This window comes from Frankia sp. QA3 (assembly GCF_000262465.1).
Lineage (GTDB): Bacteria > Actinomycetota > Actinomycetes > Frankiales > Frankiaceae > Frankia.
This window is the reverse complement of the sequence record NZ_CM001489.1, coordinates 2,964,137-2,980,520: the sequence shown is the minus strand read 5'-3', so window position 1 is coordinate 2,980,520 and position 16,384 is coordinate 2,964,137. Positions and strand designations below refer to the sequence as shown.

General features: G+C 73.6%; 18 protein-coding genes, 2 pseudogenes and 2 CRISPR repeat arrays (1 of these 22 only partly in view). Of the genes and pseudogenes, 11 read left to right on the top strand and 9 right to left on the bottom strand.

Features of this window, described 5'->3' with window-relative positions:
- Positions 1–1,219: pseudogene (locus tag FRAQA3DRAFT_RS12260) on the top strand (hypothetical protein); the annotation flags it as partial.
- A gap of 30 nt (positions 1,220–1,249) precedes the next feature.
- Here FRAQA3DRAFT_RS12260 and FRAQA3DRAFT_RS12255 read toward each other — a convergent pair.
- Positions 1,250–2,047, bottom strand: a complete 798-nt coding sequence (locus FRAQA3DRAFT_RS12255; RefSeq protein ID WP_232292018.1) for an IclR family transcriptional regulator — start codon at positions 2,045–2,047, stop codon at positions 1,250–1,252.
- A 154-nt stretch (positions 2,048–2,201) separates the two neighbouring features.
- Positions 2,202–2,327: a hypothetical protein gene (locus FRAQA3DRAFT_RS38090; protein WP_255347017.1), complete on the bottom strand. Its 126-nt coding sequence runs from the start codon at positions 2,325–2,327 to the stop codon at positions 2,202–2,204.
- Positions 2,328–2,513: 186 nt separating this feature from the next.
- On the opposite strand from FRAQA3DRAFT_RS38090, the gene FRAQA3DRAFT_RS12250 reads away from it, so the two are divergent.
- The 4 genes from FRAQA3DRAFT_RS12250 (at position 2,514) to FRAQA3DRAFT_RS12235 (ending at position 5,050) form a co-directional block, all read left to right on the top strand.
- Positions 2,514–2,795, top strand: coding sequence for a hypothetical protein (locus tag FRAQA3DRAFT_RS12250; protein ID WP_009739344.1), 282 nt, complete (start codon positions 2,514–2,516; stop codon positions 2,793–2,795).
- A gap of 707 nt (positions 2,796–3,502) precedes the next feature.
- Positions 3,503–3,751 (top strand): hypothetical protein, encoded by a 249-nt coding sequence (locus FRAQA3DRAFT_RS35005; protein ID WP_035920903.1) that lies wholly within the window; start codon positions 3,503–3,505, stop codon positions 3,749–3,751.
- Entirely contained in the window at positions 3,736–4,317 is a 582-nt protein-coding gene (locus FRAQA3DRAFT_RS12240; protein WP_051054326.1) for an extracellular solute-binding protein, read from the top strand. Before FRAQA3DRAFT_RS35005 ends, FRAQA3DRAFT_RS12240 begins: the two co-directional genes overlap by 16 nt.
- 70 nt (positions 4,318–4,387) lie before the next feature.
- On the top strand, positions 4,388–5,050 hold the full coding sequence (locus FRAQA3DRAFT_RS12235; protein ID WP_009739342.1) for an FMN-dependent NADH-azoreductase: 663 nt from the start codon (positions 4,388–4,390) through the stop codon (positions 5,048–5,050).
- Here FRAQA3DRAFT_RS12235 and FRAQA3DRAFT_RS12230 read toward each other — a convergent pair.
- Positions 5,047–5,499: a pyridoxamine 5'-phosphate oxidase family protein gene (locus FRAQA3DRAFT_RS12230; protein ID WP_009739341.1), complete on the bottom strand. Its 453-nt coding sequence runs from the start codon at positions 5,497–5,499 to the stop codon at positions 5,047–5,049. The genes FRAQA3DRAFT_RS12235 and FRAQA3DRAFT_RS12230 overlap by 4 nt on opposite strands.
- Positions 5,500–5,656: 157 nt before the next feature.
- Between FRAQA3DRAFT_RS12230 and FRAQA3DRAFT_RS12225 the strand changes: the two genes are divergently transcribed.
- The gene (locus FRAQA3DRAFT_RS12225) at positions 5,657–6,436 is read left to right on the top strand and encodes an enoyl-CoA hydratase-related protein (protein ID WP_035922830.1); all 780 of its coding nucleotides are present in this window, start codon (positions 5,657–5,659) and stop codon (positions 6,434–6,436) included.
- Between the two features lie 41 nt (positions 6,437–6,477).
- Here the strand turns inward: FRAQA3DRAFT_RS12225 and FRAQA3DRAFT_RS12220 are convergent, their stop codons facing one another.
- Positions 6,478–6,732 carry a Txe/YoeB family addiction module toxin gene (locus tag FRAQA3DRAFT_RS12220; protein WP_009739339.1) on the bottom strand — a complete coding sequence of 85 codons (255 nt, stop codon included), beginning with the start codon at positions 6,730–6,732 and terminating at the stop codon, positions 6,478–6,480.
- A complete protein-coding gene (locus tag FRAQA3DRAFT_RS12215) occupies positions 6,729–6,980 on the bottom strand; it encodes a type II toxin-antitoxin system Phd/YefM family antitoxin (protein WP_009739338.1) in 252 nt (83 codons plus the stop codon). Before FRAQA3DRAFT_RS12215 ends, FRAQA3DRAFT_RS12220 begins: the two co-directional genes overlap by 4 nt.
- Before the next feature lie 294 nt (positions 6,981–7,274).
- Here FRAQA3DRAFT_RS12215 and FRAQA3DRAFT_RS38730 point away from each other — a divergent pair.
- The 4 genes and pseudogenes from FRAQA3DRAFT_RS38730 to FRAQA3DRAFT_RS12195 all read left to right on the top strand — a co-directional run.
- Positions 7,275–7,493: pseudogene (locus FRAQA3DRAFT_RS38730) on the top strand (hypothetical protein); the annotation flags it as partial.
- The gene (gene fdhD / locus FRAQA3DRAFT_RS12205) at positions 7,463–8,305 is read left to right on the top strand and encodes a formate dehydrogenase accessory sulfurtransferase FdhD (protein ID WP_009739337.1); all 843 of its coding nucleotides are present in this window, start codon (positions 7,463–7,465) and stop codon (positions 8,303–8,305) included. The pseudogene FRAQA3DRAFT_RS38730 and the gene fdhD, both read left to right, overlap by 31 nt.
- A gap of 97 nt (positions 8,306–8,402) precedes the next feature.
- A complete protein-coding gene (locus FRAQA3DRAFT_RS12200; protein WP_009739336.1) occupies positions 8,403–9,932 on the top strand; it encodes a CYTH and CHAD domain-containing protein in 1,530 nt (509 codons plus the stop codon).
- A 416-nt stretch (positions 9,933–10,348) separates the two neighbouring features.
- Entirely contained in the window at positions 10,349–11,125 is a 777-nt protein-coding gene (locus FRAQA3DRAFT_RS12195) for a flavodoxin domain-containing protein (RefSeq protein ID WP_009739335.1), read from the top strand.
- Positions 11,126–11,157: 32 nt separating this feature from the next.
- Here FRAQA3DRAFT_RS12195 and FRAQA3DRAFT_RS12190 read toward each other — a convergent pair whose 3' ends face one another.
- From FRAQA3DRAFT_RS12190 to FRAQA3DRAFT_RS12175, 4 genes are all read right to left on the bottom strand, one after another.
- Positions 11,158–12,081, bottom strand: a complete 924-nt coding sequence (locus FRAQA3DRAFT_RS12190; RefSeq protein WP_009739334.1) for an LLM class F420-dependent oxidoreductase — start codon at positions 12,079–12,081, stop codon at positions 11,158–11,160.
- 24 nt (positions 12,082–12,105) lie between these two features.
- Positions 12,106–12,696 carry a TetR/AcrR family transcriptional regulator gene (locus tag FRAQA3DRAFT_RS12185; protein WP_035922829.1) on the bottom strand — a complete coding sequence of 197 codons (591 nt, stop codon included), beginning with the start codon at positions 12,694–12,696 and terminating at the stop codon, positions 12,106–12,108.
- A gap of 409 nt (positions 12,697–13,105) precedes the next feature.
- Positions 13,106–13,312 (bottom strand): hypothetical protein, encoded by a 207-nt coding sequence (locus FRAQA3DRAFT_RS12180; RefSeq protein WP_009739332.1) that lies wholly within the window; start codon positions 13,310–13,312, stop codon positions 13,106–13,108.
- Positions 13,313–13,845: 533 nt separating this feature from the next.
- Positions 13,846–14,123: direct repeats of the CRISPR family, unit length 24 nt; unit sequence GTCGTCCCCGCACGCGCGGGGATC.
- Entirely contained in the window at positions 14,124–15,005 is an 882-nt protein-coding gene (locus FRAQA3DRAFT_RS12175; RefSeq protein ID WP_009739330.1) for an alpha/beta fold hydrolase, read from the bottom strand.
- Between the two features lie 193 nt (positions 15,006–15,198).
- Between FRAQA3DRAFT_RS12175 and FRAQA3DRAFT_RS12170 the strand changes: the two genes are divergently transcribed.
- Complete coding sequence (locus tag FRAQA3DRAFT_RS12170) at positions 15,199–15,807, top strand: TetR/AcrR family transcriptional regulator (RefSeq protein WP_009739329.1); 609 nt, start codon at positions 15,199–15,201, stop codon at positions 15,805–15,807.
- Between the two features lie 194 nt (positions 15,808–16,001).
- A CRISPR array of direct repeats spans positions 16,002–16,384; the repeat unit is 28 nt; unit sequence GTCGTCCCCGCACGCGCGGGGATCTTCC; it runs 303 nt beyond the window's last position.

The window sequence follows — 16,384 nt, the reverse complement described above, 5'->3', positions numbered from 1 at the left end:
GGAGGACCCGCCCGACGCACACGCCGGCCCCGCCACCTTCCCGGGTCGCCTCGGTGGATCACCAGCCGCGGGGATGACCGGCGCTCACCTCGGGGACCCGCCGCCACGCGGGCCCGCAACGCCGGCCCCCGCGGCGCCCAGGGCCGCGGACGGCCGCATCCGGATGCGGCGCGACTCGCGGCCGGGGTCGCTGCGCGCGGTCCCGATCGGCGGGGATCCCGGTCCGCCGTTCGGCGCGCCGCCGCGCGACGGCTTCCGGGCGGTGCGGCCCGACGAGCGACAGGCGACCGGGATGACGCCCACGGCGACGGGCGGCGCAGGGGCGGCCGGCGCGCATCCCCGGACCAGGCCGGTGCCGGTGGGGGGAGCGGGGGAAGGATCGCTGTGCGTGTGTGGGCGGAGCAACCCGCCCGGCAGCCGGTTCTGCCCCTGCGGGGAAGCGGTGGAGGCATGGGCCCCCGCCGAGCGGGACCGGCAGTCGGCCGGGTCCGGGGAACACCACTCGCCCCTGGTGGACTACGGCGAGCATCGCCGGTTCGACCGGGAGATGCGGCTGGCCGCGGGCGCCTGGCGCGGCTACGACAGGCCGCTCGCCGGCCGGGTGACGGCGATGCGCACCGCCGCGGTCGGCGCGGTCGTCGCCGTCGCCCTGGTGTTCGCCGGCCCGTGGGGCGGCGGTTGCCGAGGCTGGGTCGCCGAGCGGGCCGCGGGCATCCTGCCACACTCCTACCGCGAGATCGACGTGCACTCGGCCAGCGTCAGCCGGTCCCCCGCCGACGCCGGGCGGGCAGACCCGGCCGGCCGCCCCCCGCTGGCCGCCGTCGACGGGTTCCGCAACCGCGCCTGGGCGACCGCCTGGCATGCCGACCGGCCGATCGACCTGACGGCCCCGTGCGCGCAGACGACTGGTCGCAGCGCGAAGCTCATCCTGCGCTTCGATGAACCGGTCCGGATCGACCGGATCGCGATCCGCGCCGGCCTGGACGACGCCGATCCCGCCCGGCTGAACCAGGCGCGGCCGAAACGGGTCGGCGTCCAGCTCGGCGAGGGCAACTGCAAGATCGTCCAGTTGCGCGACACCGCCGACCGGCAGGAGCTGGACCTGCACGGCCGGGGCGTCGACTACGCCGCGATCTGGGTCGTCGACGCCTTCCCCGCGCCGGGCGGGGCGGGCGACGTCGTGGCGATCAGCGAGCTGGACTTCCTGACCGCCCGCTGAGCCCCGAGCGGCCGGCGACGGCCCGGCCGGTCACCCGGCGGGGGCGCCGCCGCGGGCGACCGGACGGGCAAGCTGCTGCTCGATCTCCCGCGCCGATCGGCGCACCGCGTCCGCGAGGCCGCGGGGGATGGTCTCGGCGACGACGACCACCGCCAACGACGCCACCGCCCGTCCGTCCGGCCCGCGGACCGGCGCGGCCACGCAGCAGATGCCGGTGGCGACGTCCTGCCGGTCGAACGCCGCGCCCTGTTGCTGGATCATCGCCCGGGTCTGCCGCCACTGCGCGTCGGAGAACTCCGGGGGGCCGGCCAGCTCCGGGCGATCGGCCAGCAGCGCCTGTCCCGACGCGGTGACGAGCGGTATGGAGCTGTTCCCCGGCTCGATCATGACGCTGCCCGGGGCGACCACGGAGGCGACGGTGATCAGTTCGCGGTCACGCAGGACGGAGAGCCCGGCCGTCGAGCCGGACGCCGAGGCGAGCTCCGCCAGCGGCGCCCGGGTGGCGGCCCGCAGCCAGCGGAACGGCCGGTCCGGGCTGGCGAGCTGCCGCAGCGCCTGGCTGACCCGGTAATCCCGCCCGTCGCGTGCCACGATGCCGAGCTCGGTGAGCTGGTCGAGCAGGCGGTGGGTGGTCGTTTTCGGTAGGCCCGCCATCCTGGACAGCTCCGACAGGCCGGTCGTGCCCGCCAGGGTCAGCGCGTCCAGCAGGTCGAAGGCGCCTTCCAGGACGCCGCGGGACCGCCCGGCGGGCAGCCGGGCTAGGTCGTCGAACGGCTGGCCGCCCGCCTCGATGCGCCCACGGGCGCCCACCTCCGGATGTTCGACCACGACGTCCCCCGTCTGCCAGCGCGGTGGCCGGAGCACCGTGGCTCTGCCCCTGACGCTCACCGCATCGTCAGTCCAGTGCAGCGTCCCCGGCCCGGGACGGCTCGACATCGTGAAAAGCCGGCTTGTCCGCACGGCCGGCCCGGGGCCGGTGGCGTCAGGCCGAGCCGACGCACCCCGCCATGATCTCGCGGCCGGGGCGGGTACGACGCGAGTAGTCCACTACTCGATCGGCGGCGGATGACACGGCGTCGGCGACGCGCATCACCTCGCGCAGTTCCACGCCCGCGAACCTAGCCGGACCGGCTCGCCGTCGACTGTTTCGCGTTCCAGTCGTCGCACTTGCCGATAAACCGTATATTTTTTGCACTATTTTAGCGTCCGAGGGCGAGAGAGATCCACGGGCAGGCCGACGGCACGTGCGTGGCCGCCGGCAGCGCCCCGGCAGGGCTGAGGAGGTTCCATCACTGTGAGCACCCGTCTGCGGATCGGCGTCATGAACCCCGACCGGGCGGCAACCTATCTGATGGTCGACGACAGCGCGCTGGAAGATGACCCGGTGAAGATCGCCCGCCGGCTGCATGACGCCATACCGGTCGCTGGCAGGGTGCGCCTGTTCTACCCGGGCGGCTCGGTCGACACGGCCAACGGGGGCTCCCGAAGCCCTGCTGACCTCCTAGCGGACGTTGTCGCGCGACTCCCCGCACGCAGGACGAGGGGGACGGCAGACGAGGTGCCACCGGCTGGCTGACCTGCAACAACGCCCACCAGGGCCTAGCCCGAACTCGTAGCCCTGGTGGACGTCGTCCGGCCGTCCGGTCAGCCTGCCAGTGCTTCCACAGACGCCAGGGACACCCCGGTGCCGACGCGCCGTAGCTTGCCCGAAGACGGTGCGCAGTAGCGGTGCACGGTGCCGGTGGACAGGCCGAGCCTGGCAGCGGCGTCAGCGAAGCTGACGGCGGAATCAGGGACCTGATCGACAGGGGCGTCTCCACTGACGACATCGTCGCCCTGGTGGTGCCCTCTGGCAGCCTCAACCGCCCACTCGGGCGGATCGGGCAGGGCCGACAGGTCAGGCCGCGGTGCAGGTCGTAGCCGATTCGTCGGCGCGTTCGACGGGGGCAGGATCGTGGGCTCTGCCCTTCTGATCTTCGATGCTGCCTGGCGCGTTCGCGCGACAGGGTTTTTCCGGGGAGAAGAACTGCCAGGGAGGCTCCCGGCAGTCCGGACGCTCTGCCCGTCATGATCGGTACCGGTCGGCGGGTTCTGGGTCTGGTTCGCCGGACGCTCTCTTTCGGCGAACAGGAGTCGGTACACGGCGTTTCTGCCTCGCCGTGCTCGTTCGGCCAGGACGACCAGACCGCGGGAGACGAGACGGGCGCTGGTGGCGGAGAGCTGCGATCGCCCCAGCCCGGTACGCGCCGTCAGGACCTTGTGGCCAGGCGAGCACGTGTCACGGTGGCCAGGCGAGCACGTGTCACGGCCGGACCGGGCGTCTTCGGCCAGGGCGAGCAGGACGACGCGTTCCTGTGGGCTGAGTTCGCCGGGGAGCAGATCCCACGCGGCCAGCTGGTGTCCGAGACTCATCGGGTCCGTCCGCAGACGGCCCGGCCGCGATTGGACGGCGGGTCGCTGCTGTCCGCGACGGGCGGGCCGCAGCTCGCGAGCCCCCGGCTGTCGGCGCGCTGGCGATGCTCGGCGACCTGACGAACTCGGGCGCGCAGCCGAGGATCGTCGAGACCGACGCCCTGAGCCTGTTCAAGGCCGGCAAGCTCGGGATGCTCGTGACCAGCACCGCGGTGCTCGCCAGTCTCCACAGGTCGGCGAAGGGATCATTCACGCTGCGCACCGCCGGACTGCCCGCCTTCGGTGACCAGCCCGCCTGGCCGACCTACTCGGGCTCCGGGCTGTACGTGCTGCCCCGGGACCGCCGCAAGCAGCAGGCCGCCTGGCAGTTCCTGAAGTACCTGACGAGCGATGCCGGCTTCACCGTCATCACCGCGAAGATCGGTTACCTGCCGCTGCGGCAGTCCACGGTCGGCGGCCGGCAGTTCCTCGGCGAGTACCTGCTGAGCTCCCCGGAGATCCTGCCCGCCGTCCGCCAGTTCACCAGCGTCGCCCCGTACCAGCCGCTGCGCGGCCCGAACGCCGACCAGGCCCGACAGATCCTCCAGGATGACCTCGTGAGCGCCGTGATGCTGGGTGGCGCCGACCCGGCCGCGACGGCGGCGTCGGTCAACGAGCGGTTGGTGACGCTGCTGGGCGCCGCGTAGAGCGCCTGCTTCGGGCCGGGGAGCCGGCGTAAAGTCAGCGGTGCCCGCCGCCCGCGAGCAAGGAGTGCGCATGCCCGGACTGCTGCACCTGGACTCCTCCGCAGACCTCACCGGCTCGACGACGCGGGCGCTGACCCGGACCTTCGCCGACACCTGGCAGGGGCTCGGCCCGCAGCACACGGTGACCTACCGCGACCTGCACGCCGACCCGCCGCCGCATCTGAGTGACGCGGCGCTGCACTGGGCGCCGCGGCTGCGCCGGCCGGGGGAGACCCCCGATCCCGCGGCCGCGGCGACCCAGGACCTCCTCCTGGCGGAGCTGTTCGCCGCCGACGTGCTGGTCATCGGCGCGCCGATGTACAACTGGTCGATCCCGTCGACGCTCAAGGCGTGGATCGACCAGGTGCACGTCCTCGGCGTCACCGCGCCGTTCGACTCCCGGGAGCAGCCGCTGGCCGGCCGGCCGGTCGTCGTCGTCGCCGCCCGCGGCGCGTACTACGGACCCGGCAGCCCCACCGAGGGCTGGGACCATGCGGTTCCGGCGATCGAGCTGGTCCTCGGCCGATCCCTCGGGATGGCGGTGACGGTCGTGGCGACGGATGCGACGCTGGCCTTCCGGGTCCCGGCGATGGCCGAGCTGCGCGCCACGGCGAAGGCGGAGTTCGACGCCGCCCACCGTTCCGTCGTCGAGCTCGCCGCCCGCCTCGGCCACCAGTCGGCCGCCGCCCGCTAGAGCTTGCGGAAGTCCCAGCTGGTGATCTTCTCGGGGGAGAGGCGGAGCCAGCCGTGGCGGCCGTCGGGCTCGGCCGTGCCGCCGCCGGCGTACTTGTCGGCGAACAGGCGCTCCGGGACCTCCAGCTCGGGGTTCGGCACGTCGGCGCGCGGCGCCTCGCCGACCGGCGTGAACCGGCCGCGCAGCTCCACCCCGCGCAGCTCGCCGTAGCCGATCCCGGCGTCGACGAGCACGGCGGCGCGCGGGTCGCGGGTGAGGTCGGTCCACCGCTGGCTGCGCACGATCGACCACAGCCACAGCGCCTGGCCGTCCCACACGAACCACAGCGGCGTCAGGTGCGGGCCGTCGGGGCCGGTCGTGGCCACCCGGCAGACCCGCTCCTCGGTGAGGAAGGCGTCGACCTCCGCCCGCTCCATAGCGATCTTCCTGCCGCGTCGCTGTTCCTGCATGCGCACATCCCCTCGGGCGGAGCCGCGCCGACGGCGGCCGGATTTGGAAACATCGTTCCTGCAAGCCCAGAAGGCTATTCTGGGCCTCCAGCCGACGCTGGTCATCCGGGCCGCGGTGGGGCCGGGGAGCACGGCGGGACGGGGCGTGGAGCAGGCGATGACGGACCAGGACGCGCAACGGGTGGAGGTCCGCCGCGAGGGCCACGTGCTGGTCGTGTCGATGCGCCGCGAGCGCCGGCGCAACGCGGTCGACCGCGCGATGGCCGACGCCCTCGACGCCGCGCTGAACCTGCTCGACGACGACGACGACCTCTGGGTCGGCGTGCTCACCGGCACCCCGACGGTGTTCTGCGCCGGCAGCGACCTGACCGCCGGCGGCGACTACGTCACCGAGCGGGGCGGGGAGTACGGGGTGGTCCGCCGCCGGCGCCGCAAGCCGCTCATCGCCGCGGTCGAGGGGGCCGCGCTCGGCGGCGGCCTGGAGATCGTGCTGGCCTGCGACCTCGTCGTGGCGGCCACCGACGCCCGGTTCGGCCTGCCCGAGGTCACCATCGGCGTCGTCCCCACCTGCGGAGCGCTGTTCCGAGGCCCGCGCGCCCTGCCGCTGAACCTGGCCCGGGAGCTCATCCTCGTCGGCGATCCCTTCGACGCCCGGCGCGCCCACGAGGCGGGCCTCGTCAACGTGCTCGCCGAGCCCGGCCGGGCGCTCGACGCCGCCGTCGTCCTGGCCGAGCGGATCTGCCGCAACGCGCCGAGCGCCGTGCGGGCCTGCCTGGCGGCCGTCGACGCCGCCGTCGCCCCCGCCGCCGACGCCGCCGACGCCGCCGGCTGGCAGGCCACCGCCGCCGCGCTCGACGCGATCCGCGACTCCGCCGACGCCGCCGAGGGCGTCCGCGCCTTCCTCGAGAAGCGTCCCCCCGCCTGGACCGGCCGGTAGGCCACCGGACCCGGTCCCCTCGGGAGAGATCTACCGGCGCCTCAGTAGTGGTACCTGCACTGTGCTATGCGGATCTGATCACCGCTGATCTTGTAGATCAGTCGGTGTTCGTCGTTGATGCGCCGGGACCAATAGCCCTGGAAGCCATGCTTCAGGACTTCGGGCTTGCCGATGCCGTCGTTACCGTTCCGGGCGATGTCCTGGATCAGGGTGTTGATGCGCTTGAGGACCTTGCGGTTCTCCGTCTGCCACCAGATGTAGTCCTGCCATGCGTTCTCATCCCAGACGAGTTTCACTCCACGAGATCCCGAACGGTACCGGCATCGTTTTCGAGGCGATCGATGGCGGCCAGCAGTCGGCGGGCGTTCTCGGGGCTGCGCAGCAGGTATGCCGTCTCTTTGAGGGACTGGTAGTCATCCAGGGAGACGATGACGACCGGCTCGTGGCCGGCTCGGGTGATGACGATCTCTTCTCTGTCATCCGCCACCGCCGTCAGCACCTCGGCGTAGCGCGCTCGTGACTCCGAGTAGGTCATCGTCTTCACTGCGCCTCCTGTTGTACAAGAACTTGTACGTAAGGGTGAGTGTACGTCCGCCTGCTGGACGCGGCAGCCAGATCCGGTGGTCCAGGGGTGCCCGCCGACCGACGGCTGCCGGTGGTGGTGTCCGGGGGCGATCGCGAGGATGGTGGAGGAAGGGGAAGGATCGGCGGGGACCTCGGGGATGACGGCGCCCGGCTGCGGGTGGGGGCGTCGGCGGTGGCGGGGTTGGCGGTGGTGGAGTTGGAGTTGGCGGTGGTGGAGTTGGCGGTGGTGGGGCAGGCGTGGGAGCGGATGGGGCCGCGCCGGGCGGAGAACTTCCGGGCGGTGGCGTACCCGACCGCCCGGGGCTGCGCCGCCGCCTACTTCCCGGAGACCAGCGTGCTGGTCCCGCTGGACTCCACCGCCGCCCGCAGCAACACCCCGACGTCGAAGTCCCTGGTCATCTGGCTGGAGCCGGCGAGCGCGACGAGGGGAGAGACGCCCGGATGGGACGAGCGACCGCACGGCGCAGGGTGACCCGGGTCCGGGCGGGGGTCGCCACGGCGGTCCGCCCGGACACGGTGGTCGGCGAGGAACCGCTGGAGATCCGGGTCGGCGGGCGGGCGCTGGCGGTGACGATGCGCACCCCCGGCGATGACATGGACCTGGCGCTGGGGTTCCTGCTCGGCGAGGGCATGATCGCCGGCGCCGCCGACGTGGCGTCGATGCGCTACTGCGTCGGCCAGGACGGCGCGGTCGACGCCGACGGCCGCCCCACCTACAACGTGCTCGACGTGGCGCTGGCCCCGGGGGTCGCCCCGCCCGAGGTCGACGTGACCCGCAACTTCTACACGACCAGTTCGTGCGGCCTGTGCGGGAAGGCCAGCATCGACGCGGTCCGGCTGCGCAGCCGGTTCACCGTCGCCGACGACCCGCTGCGCCTCGACGCGGCGACCGTGACCGGCCTGCCCGACGCCCTGCGCGCGGCGCAGCGACTGTTCGCCACCACCGGCGGGCTGCACGCGGCGGCGCTCGCCGGCGCCGACGGCGTGCTGCGGGCCGTGCGGGAGGACGTCGGGCGGCACAACGCGGTCGACAAGGTGATCGGCACGGCGGCGCGCGACGGCCTGGTGCCGCTGGCCGGGCACGTGCTGGTCGTCAGCGGCCGGGCGTCGTTCGAGCTGGTGCAGAAGGCCCTGATGGCCGGCGTGCCGATGCTCGCGGCGGTGTCCGCGCCCTCGACGCTGGCGGTGGACCTCGCCGAGGAGGCGGGGATGACGCTCGCCGGCTTCGTCCGCGGCGACTCGATGAACCTCTACACCGGCGCCCACCGGGTCACGCTGGCCTGACCGCCGCGCGTCGCCACCCGCTCCTGCCCGTGTCCGCAGGATTTCCGGCCGGAAGGCGGGGCATCAGTGCGACAAACGCACCGGATGGAGGCCCGTCGTGGCAGTCACGCGTGAGATCGAGCGGAAGTTCGCGGTGGACGAGACGTTCACGCTCCCCGCCTTCGACAAGGTGCGGGGGGTCGCCTCCGTCGCCGACCCGGACGAGCGGCATCTCGACGCCGTCTACTACGACACCGACGACCTGCGCCTGGCCCGCAACCGGCTGACGCTGCGGCGCCGGGAGGGCGGCGCCGACGAGGGCTGGCATCTGAAGATCCCCACCGCCGACGGGGCCCGCGACGAGATCGGCCGCCCGCTCGGCGAGCCCTCGCAGATCCCGCCGGAGCTGCTGGACCTCGTCGCCGTGCGGCTGCGGGGGGCGCAGCTTCGACCGGTGGCGTCGATCACGACCGTCCGGCGCACCCGGCGGCTGCGCGATGCCGCCGGCCACGACCTCGTCGAGGTCGCCGACGACCGGGTCAACGCGCGGACGATGGGTGAGCGCACCATCGTGTCGCGGTGGCGGGAGGTAGAGCTCGAGGCGCTCGACCCGTCCGGGGTGAACGTGCTGCCCGCCGCGAGCAAGGCCCTGCACCGGGCCGGCGCGCGGCCCGCGCCCTCGCCGTCGAAGCTGCAACGCGCCCTCGCCGTCGACCTCGGCGGTCCCGACGTCGAGCCCGGCCCGGCGAGGCTCGCCGCGTCCGACAGCGCGGCCCAGGTCGTCCACGCCTACCTGGCCGAGCACACCGCGGCGCTGCTCGACCGCGACCCCGCGGTACGCGTCGACGAGCCCGAGGCCGTCCATGACATGCGGGTCGCGGCCCGGCGGCTGCGCAGCACGATCCAGACCTTCCGGCCGCTGTTCGACGCCGAGCGGGCCGCGGTGATCGAGGCCGGCCTGCGCGAGATCGGCGACGTGCTCGGGCGGCCCCGCGACGCCGAGGTGCAGCTCGCCCGCTTCTCCGGCGAGCTCGCCGGGCAGCCCGTGGAACTGGTGCTCGGGCCGGTGGCCGCCCGCGTCCAGGAGACGCTGCTCGGCGAGCGGCTGCGCGGCCGGGAGGCGGCGCTGGCCTACCTGCGCGGCGAGCGGTACCTCGGTTTCGTCGAGACGCTGCTCGCCTTCGTCGCCGATGTCGGGCAGACCGAGCGGGCCCGGCGCCCGGCCGGCACCGTGCTGGCGAAGCTCGTCGCCAAGGCGGATCGCAAGCTCGCCCGGCGGGTCGAAGGCGCGCGGCGGGCCCCCGCGGGATCCGACCGCGACGTCGCCTACCACGGCGCCCGCAAGGCGGCGAAGCGGCTGCGCTACGCAAGCGAGCTGATGGTGCCTGTCCACGGCGACGACGCGGCGACGCTCGCGAAGGCGGCGAAGCGGATCCAGAACGAGCTCGGCGAGCACCAGGACTGCGTCGTGGCGCAGACCCGGCTGCGCGAGTTCGCCGTCGCCGCGAACCTCGCCGGCGAATCCTCCTTCACCTACGGGCTGCTCGCCGGGGACGAGCGGGCCCGCGCGGCCGCCACCCGGGCCGCCTTCGACGCCACCTGGGCGCGGGCCTCGCGCCCCCGCCACCGCCGCTGGCTGCGCCGCTGACCCCGCTGACCCCGCTGACCCCGCTGACCCCGAGGACCCCGTGCGCCGGCACCGCGTGCCGGGCGGCACCGCGGTGCCGCCCGGTCGTGTCCGGGCCGGTCGTCGGGGGCTGGCTGTCGCCTGCCGATCCGGGCCATCGGCGGTCGAGCCGTTCGGGACCGTCCGGGCCGCCCGGCGCCGACGGTCCCGGGGGTGTGACCGGGGCGACCATCGCCCGCACCTCGTGACCCCGGGTCAGACCGCGGCGGTCCGCCGGGGTCCGACCGTGCCCGTCGGGCCGGGTCCGGATGGCCCGGTGGACGTGACGTTCGACAGATGGTGTGTGCCCCGCCACGGATGTCCACTGGGTTACGGGCTCGAGTCGATCGCGTGCGGTCCGCCTCGACGGCCCTGGACGCGAGGTTGGGAGGGGTGCGATGACGCGAGCTCTGGTGGCGTTCGGAACCGGGTGTGGCGGGGCCGGCGATCTGGCCGCGATGATCGGCGCGGCGTTGACCGCCCGCGGTCTGGACGCCGATGTGCTGCCGGCGCGACAGGTGCGGGAGGTGGCGTCCTACGACGCGGTGATCGTCGCCGGGGCGCTGTTTGCCGGACGGTGGGCCTGCGATGCCCGCCGGCTCGTGCGCCGGCGCCGCGCCGGACTGTCCCGGCTGCCGGTGTGGCTGGTCAGCAGCGACCCGCGCGCCGGTGCCGCCGCCACCCGTCCCGGCGGCCGCGGCGGGCTGAGCCGGCCGGAAGAGCGCAGTGCGCCGACCGGATCGGCGGGCGTGGCCGGGCCGCTCGGCGGGGGAGAGGAGGGTCGTCCGCAGCCGGCGGCGCAGATCGTCGAGCTCGCGTCGCTGATCGGAGCCCGGGGCATGGTCAGCTTCGACGGCCCTCACGGCGATGGCACCGGCCCTCAAGGCGACGGCACCGGCGCTCACCCGGCCGCCTGCGCAACCCAGGCAACGGCGGGAACTCGGCGCCGTCCGGAGCAGCTCGCCGCGTTCGCCGACGCCGTACTCGCGGCGGCCCCACCGCGGGTCCTGCGAGCCGTGCCGGCCTGGGGCCCCGGTTCCGGCGGAACCGGGGCCGGTCGGCGTAACCACCGGCCGGCCCGGATGCGGCTGGTCGGCGCCGCCCCCCGACCTCGGCCGTCGTCCGACGTGGTCCCCGGTTCCGCCGACGACGCCGACTACTGGGTCACCGGATAGCCACTGTTCAATGGAAAACCTGCCGGGCGCGGTCAGCCCTTGGCGAGGATGATCTCCTCGCCGAAGCGGCGTACCGTCTCCTCGGACGCCCCGGGATCGTCGCCGATCACGTTGAAGATGAGCCAGTCCACGCCGAGGCGCTCGTACGCGGCGATCTCGGCGCGGACCTGCTCGGCATTCCATCCCTGCCGGACATCGATCAGGGACAGGACCCCGCCGAGGGCGACGGTGACCTCTTCCGGGTCGCGCCCCGCGGCGGTCGTGGCGTCGCGCAGCCTGTCGATGCGCTCGCCGACGGCGGCCGCATCGGGGACGTGGGCGGTCCGGATGGTGCCGGCCAGCGTCTCGGTGGTGAGGGTGAGCAGGGCGCCGCCGCCGAACCGGGCCGCCCGATCCAGGCCCCATCTGCTGTTTGCGTGCACCCACAGCGGCGGGTGCGGCCGCTGGATCGACGGCGGCCGCAGCGCGGTGCCGGACGTCTCGAAGCCGATTCCCCGGTGCGAGATCTCCTCGATGTCGGCGTCCGCGGTGAGGATCTCCAGCGCCTCGTCGAACAGCTCGCGCCGTCGGTCGAAATCGGCGCCGGAGGCGCGGAACTCACCGCGCAGATAGCCGGTGCCGACGCCGACGACGAGCCGCCCCCCGCTGAGCCGGTCCAGCGTGCGGATCTGGTGCGCGGTGAATAACGGATTACGGTAGGGCAGCACGGTCACCAGGGTGATCAACGTGATGTCCTCGGTCAGCGCGGCGCAGAAGGCCAGGGACGAGAAAGGTTCGGAACTGCCCTCGCCGCCGGCGTGCGTCCATTTCGTGGACGGGGCCGGGTGGTCGGTGAAGGCGATGCCGGACCACCCGCTCTCCTCGGCCGCCCGCACCCACGAGGTGATGTTCCGCTGGTCCAGCACCTCGGGCCGCCACCGCGGATCGCCGATGCCGTGTTGCACGCCAAACTTCATGAGTCTGCCCTTCGATTGTCCTGGTTACACTGCGTCCTTTCCGGGATCGGGTCGGTGCTGCACGCCGATGGCCCGGCTCAGGAACTCGTGGATCGTGGCCATGACGGTTTCGCTGTCATTCCTTTCGATCCCGTCGCGACGCCGCACCAGGACATTGTTGACGATGTCCTGGATCATGATCGAATCGGTTGCCGGTCGGGTGTGGCGGAAGGTGCCGGCCGCGGCGCCGGCCTCGAGGGCCCGGACGAGCGGTGCCCTGTTCAGCTCCTGATGCCGCGCCAGCGTCTCGGCATACCCGGTGACGCGGTGAAGCTCGAGTGTCTGCATGACGAGGGTCCGGCGGTGCCGCCGGGGTTCGAAGGCGAGCTGGATGTAGAAGCGAATCCATTCGCCGACAGCCGTGTACGGATCGGGCGCGCTGGCCAGCCGTTCGGTGAGCTGGGCCGTCGCCCGTTCGCTCTCTGCTTCGAACATCGACAGCAGGAGCTGGTCCTTCGACTTGAAGTGCCGGTAGAACGACCGGGTCGACAGCTGCGCCTCGGCGAGGATCTCGCTGACGGTGACGGAGCCCGTATCCGCCCGAGCCAACACCCGGTATGCCGCCCGAATCATCATCGAGCGCTCTTCCTCGGGTGCGTAGGCGAGCGGTCGGCCGATGCGGCGCCGAGGGGTGTCCGCCTGCGAACCTTCGCCGGGCCGCGGCCCCTCGTCGGACCGCGCACGCGCACCACCGTCGGTACGCGCACCTTCGTCGGACGCCGTCAGGTCCTGCGCACGAGGCATGGCAGCCCTGCCTCCTGCTGGGGACCGTCGGCGGTCGTCGGACGGGGTCCGGGACGCCCGATGCTATCGAATGGCCCGCCGTGGCGGACCCGCCCCGACGGCCCGGGGGCTTACCCGAGGAAGGGAGTGTGGGCCTGGACCGCCGTCCGCAAGACCAGCAGCGCCTGGCGGGCGCCCCCCCCGGCGCAGGTGCCGCGGTCGAAGCGGCCGCCAGTTGACCGGCACAGGGCGGGCGGCGTTGTCAGCGGTCGTCGCTCGACAGGTGCCCGGAGCCCGACGTCCGCTGCGTGCGGCGGGCCCTGGCGGCGGCGGAACCCTCCGCTGCCTTCCGGTGCATGGAGGCGCCCAGTCGCCCGGCCGGGTAGTAGAGGAGTGAGACGATGCCGTGCGTGATCGCGTCACCCCACGTTTCGCCGACCACCAGCGCCAGGAACAGCGCCAGCCCCACCGCGCTGAGCAGGAGCAGCGGGATGACGAACGGCCGTAGCCAGGGTGTCCTGGCCTCGCGCGGAGGTGGTCCTGTCTCCGGTAGCCCCGCAGGTGGGGTAGCGCGCTGCCAACGCCCACGCCACCCCGGCGGCCGTCCACGATCCTGCCGTCATCGTCGACCACCCGCTGCCTCCCAGTGCTCGACGGCCCGCTCATTGCGACAGATTTGGCAAACATGCCCGGCCTGTCTGGGGAGGAACACCGTGATCCCGAAGTCGTGCCGGGGGTCAGGCTGGGGCCGGCCGGGGCGGTTCCGCGGAACCGCGCCGGCGAGCGTGACCGCTGTGAACGGCGGGCAGGATGTCGACGCGACCCTGTGCCGGTCAGCGGTGTGGAATGCCAATCCAGCCCGCGCGATCGGGCGCGTCGACGCGGGGTGAGCTGCGCGCCAACCCACATCCGCCTGTTCGACCGCGTCGATCACACACCGATCGCTGCCTCCGACCGATGCAAATCGCCCCACCCGCTTGCTAAAGTCCCAGCTCAGCAAGCGTCGTCCCCGCACGCGCGGGGATCTTCCCCACGGCCCGTCCGGCGCATTCACCGTGTTGTGGTCGTCCCCGCACGCGCGGGGATCTTCCGCCACCGTGAGTGTGGGCATGACGCCATGCTCGGTCGTCCCCGCACGCGCGGGGATCTTCCCTCGACGTCCTCGACCGTTTCGGCCGCCGCAACCGACCCGTCGTCCCCGCACGCGCGGGGATCCTCCCCTGTACCGCGATCACCGCGACGGCACGGGTTGGTCGTCCCCGCACGTGCGGGGGTCATCCTCAGGGGTCGGTGGCAAAGTCACGCAGGATCCTGGCGAGCTCGGCGGGCTGGTCCAGGGGGATGAGGGTGCGGGTGTCGGCTACCTCGACCAGCCGTCCGCGGGGGAGGAGCTCGGCGAGGCGGCGGCCGTGCTCGGGCGGCATCACCCGGTCCTCGGCGGCCCAGACCACCAGTGCGGGGCCGGTGAAGCCCGGTAGGTAGGCGGGCGCGTCGAGCAGGAGCTCCCGGGCCGGGCGCAGTGAGCGCAGCACCCGCACGGTGTCGCGGCGGATGCCCCCGCGGGTCGCGCCGCGGCGCAGCAACGGTCGTACCCACCGGGCGGTCGCGGCGTCCCCGCGGGCAGTCAGCCAGCCGAAGGCGATCGGCGCGCGGCGCATCGGCCGCAGCCGCATCTGCTGCATGACCAGGCCGAACAGTGGTGGCGGCAGCGTGCCGGCCAGGGCCAGCGTCCGCCCGGTCAGGCTCGGCGGCATGTTGTCGAACGCCTCGCAGGAGACGAGTGCGATCCGGCTTATCCGCGCGGCGCCGTCCCCCACGACGCCGTCCCGCGCGGCGCCGTCCCGTACGACGAGCTGCACCAGCGCGCCGCCGGTGTCGTTGCCGACCAGGGTGACGTCGTGCAGGTCCAGCCGGTCGAGCAGCTCCGAGACGAGACGGGCGAGTCCGGGCAGCGAGAGGTCGGCGTCGGGGCGCGCAGGATGGCGGTGCGCCCCCATGGGCAGGGTCGGGACCACGCAGCGGTGGTCGGCGGCGAGCTCCGAGACCGGGCCGGCCCACAGGGACGCGTCCATGAGCAGTCCGTGCAGCAGCACCAGGACGGGGCCGGGGCCGCCGGTGTCCTCGTAGTCGATCGTTCCGGTGGACAGTTCGATCTCCGCCATGCCGGCCGCCTTCCGCGTGTCCGGAGCCACAGCTTCTACGTCTTGTAGAAGAGAACCACGGGTCTGGCCGTACGTCCAGCACGGATCGCATCCGCGTCGGGACCCGACCCTGGGACGGCTGCCCGGGTGGTGGGCGAGGTGTCTGGCCGGGTGGATCCGTTCGGGCCTGGCAGGCGCCTCGTAGGCTGAGCGGATGGACCGCGACCCGCCCGGCCCGCGGGGCGCCCGCACCGTCGAGCCCCGACCCCCTCGCCAGGGCGTCCTGCGCGAGGCCGAGATCGTCGCGTCCGCGCTGGCGATCATCGAGCGGGACGGCGTCGAGGGCCTGACGATGCGCCGCCTCTCCCAGTCACTCGGGGTGTCCCTCGGCGCGACCTACAAGCACGTCGCGACCAAGGACGACCTGCTCCGTCTGGTGACCGCCGAGCTGTACAGGCGGGTCCTCGCCGCCGACACGCCCGACGCGGACTGGCGCCCCCGCCTGCGCGCGTTCCTGCTCCGGATGCACGAAGTCGTCGGGAGCTGCCGGGGCCTCGCGGCCCATCTCGCCGCGCACGCCGACGATCCCATCACCGCCCGCCTCTACTACCCGTTGCACGCGGCGCTCACCCAGGCCGGCTTCACCCCCGACGGCGCCGACCGGGTGCTGCGCACGCTGTTCTTCTACACCTCCGGCGCCCTGTTGACGCCCGCGTCCGACCCGGCCCGCGAGCGCGCCGCCGCCGACTTCGCCGCCGGCCTCGACCTGGTGCTCGACGGCGTCGCCCGCGCCCTGCCCGCCAAACGCGAAACCTCGGCCTAATTCACCTACCCGCGCCGGATCCGCTTCCCGGCACCGGCACAGCAGCCAGACGCATCCCCTCGCCCGGCCTACCCGCCCCTTTCCAGCCCGCGCGACTCCTACGGGACGCGGCAAGGCCGGCGAACGTCCCGATTCCCGCGTCCCTACCGATCCAAAGCGCGCCACACTGTTGCTAAAGTCCCAGCTCAGCAAGTGTCGTCCCCGCACGCGCGGGGATCTTCCTGCGATCATGTCGACGATGACCTGACCCACCTTGTCGTCCCCGCACGCGCGGGGATCTTCCCCAGCGCCGGTGTTCGGGCCACACGTAGGCGTCGTCGTCCCCGCACGCGCGGGGATCTTCCCGTGCGCTGCCCGGCGGTAGCACGCAGCGCCTCGTCGTCCCCGCACGCGCGGGGATCTTCCCGCCTCGCGGTTGTCGTCGATGTACCGTGCGAGGTCGTCCCCGCACGCGCGGGGATCTTCCGTGGGGCGGCGAGTGGTCCGCGGACCTCAAGACGTCGTCCCCGCACGCGCGGGGATCTTCCGACGGTCACCCTGACCGGTACGGACGCGGCCGGGTCGTCCCCGCACGCGT

What these genes read in the sequence shown, in the direction of transcription:
- FRAQA3DRAFT_RS12235 (WP_009739342.1), top strand. Translation starts at nt 4,388, where the DNA reads ATGCCCGGACTGCTGCACCTGGACTCCTCCGCAGACCTCACCGGCTCG.
- fdhD (WP_009739337.1), top strand. Translation starts at nt 7,463, where the DNA reads ATGGGACGAGCGACCGCACGGCGCAGGGTGACCCGGGTCCGGGCGGGG.
- FRAQA3DRAFT_RS12185 (WP_035922829.1), bottom strand. Translation starts at nt 12,696, where the DNA reads ATGATGATTCGGGCGGCATACCGGGTGTTGGCTCGGGCGGATACGGGC.
- FRAQA3DRAFT_RS12175 (WP_009739330.1), bottom strand. Translation starts at nt 15,005, where the DNA reads ATGGCGGAGATCGAACTGTCCACCGGAACGATCGACTACGAGGACACC.
- FRAQA3DRAFT_RS12195 (WP_009739335.1), top strand. Translation starts at nt 10,349, where the DNA reads ATGACGCGAGCTCTGGTGGCGTTCGGAACCGGGTGTGGCGGGGCCGGC.
- FRAQA3DRAFT_RS12170 (WP_009739329.1), top strand. Translation starts at nt 15,199, where the DNA reads ATGGACCGCGACCCGCCCGGCCCGCGGGGCGCCCGCACCGTCGAGCCC.
- FRAQA3DRAFT_RS12240 (WP_051054326.1), top strand. Translation starts at nt 3,736, where the DNA reads ATGCTCGGCGACCTGACGAACTCGGGCGCGCAGCCGAGGATCGTCGAG.
- FRAQA3DRAFT_RS12225 (WP_035922830.1), top strand. Translation starts at nt 5,657, where the DNA reads ATGACGGACCAGGACGCGCAACGGGTGGAGGTCCGCCGCGAGGGCCAC.
- FRAQA3DRAFT_RS12190 (WP_009739334.1), bottom strand. Translation starts at nt 12,081, where the DNA reads ATGAAGTTTGGCGTGCAACACGGCATCGGCGATCCGCGGTGGCGGCCC.
- FRAQA3DRAFT_RS12230 (WP_009739341.1), bottom strand. Translation starts at nt 5,499, where the DNA reads ATGCAGGAACAGCGACGCGGCAGGAAGATCGCTATGGAGCGGGCGGAG.